Here is a 1,399-nt window from a genome sequence, read left to right as displayed (position 1 = left end):
CAATGCCGTTGCTTTAGTGGTCGTGCCATCGGTGGTTCAGGCTGACGACGACCGGGGAACGGTGGTGGCTGGCTGGTTCTCCGGGGGCCTTGCTGCCGTAGCCGGTGATGCACGAGCGGATCTTGCGGGGGCAATCGCGGAGCCGGCGACCGGGTAACAGGCTGTGGCCGATCTCGGCGAGTCCCAGGCGCCGGTCACGTCTGCGGGCGGAGGGGGGAAAAGCCGCTCGGTGCGATCACCGTGCGGCGGACGACGTGCAGGGCCCGGGTGAACGACGTCCGCTCTGCCGTACTGCGGTGCAGTCGGGCGGCTTCGTCCAGCAGATCGCGGGTGGCATGGTGCACGATCAGGTGCGCGTAGATCTCCTGCCGCACCCCGTCCGGGGTTTGCGACCGCAGGACGGGGCGGCCACGCTGGTGTGTTTTGATCTCGTCGAAGACCAGCTCGATCTCCCAGCGCCGGGCATAGAGCGCGGCAAGCTCGACGGCCGGGTACTTCTCGTGGTCGGTCAGGCTGGTGATCAGCCGGACGATGTCGGGCTGGCCGTCGATGCGGTACTCGATGACCCGGACCACAGCCGGTGGAGCCTTGGCCTTCCCGGCCGCCTTGCTGTGCTTGTTCGCCTCGATCCGGGCCAGGTAACTGCCGTCGGGCAGCACGTCCTGGACCCGGCGGGCCTTGCGCCGCTCGATGCGCCACAGCAGGTGAGTGCCCTGGTCTCGCAGCCAGTGCCAGCGGGCCAGGCCCCACAGCCCGCGGTCGGCCAGCAGCAGCGTCCCCCTTCCGACGTGGGCGTCCAGGGAGTCGGAGACGATCCGCTCGGACTCTTTGAACCCGCCGATCGCGGCATCGAGTACGGCGTGGGAGGAACACTCGGCCACCGCGACCACGCGGGCCTGCGGATACCCCATGGGGCTGCGCTGTGATCCCGACTTGCCGAAGGCGTCATTGTTAGCCGCCGAGTCCGGCACGGCCAGCAGCATCCCGTCCAGGGCCAGCACGCGCAGCCCGTGGAAAAGATCGTCTTCCCTGCCCAGCGGCCGGGCCACAGCCCGGAACAGTTCCCGCATAACGGTCCACCCCAGCCGCTGCCGGGCCCTGGTCAGCGAGGACTTGTTCACCCCGGCCCAGGGCCGCAGACCCGGGTCACCGGTCTTCACCAGGCGTAAAACTTCCAGGTAGTCGGCCTGCGGGAACAAGCACATCGCCAGCACGAAGTAGACCGTGAACCGGGCGGACAGCAGACGCCGACGCTTCTCCGAGCGGCCGGCGTCACCTACCACCCGGTCCACCAGTTCGGGCGGACACGACCGGGTCAGGACTCCCAGCCCCAGCCGCTCCAGACGGGATATCAGCACACCCGCTCAACCGGCCGAAAGCCTCAAAAGCAACGGCATTG

1 protein-coding gene is annotated in these 1,399 nt (G+C 68.6%); it reads right to left on the bottom strand.

From position 1 onward, the window contains the following. Window positions 1-194: 194 nt before the first annotated feature. A complete protein-coding gene (locus ACZ44S_RS39115) occupies window positions 195-1,358 on the bottom strand; it encodes an IS4 family transposase (RefSeq protein ID WP_466938279.1) in 1,164 nt (387 codons plus the stop codon). Between the last annotated feature and the right edge of the window lie 41 nt (window positions 1,359-1,399).

This window comes from Streptomyces malachitofuscus (genome assembly GCF_055571035.1).
The sequence above is the reverse complement of the archived record's forward strand: the minus strand, read 5'-3'. Positions and strand labels throughout refer to the sequence as shown.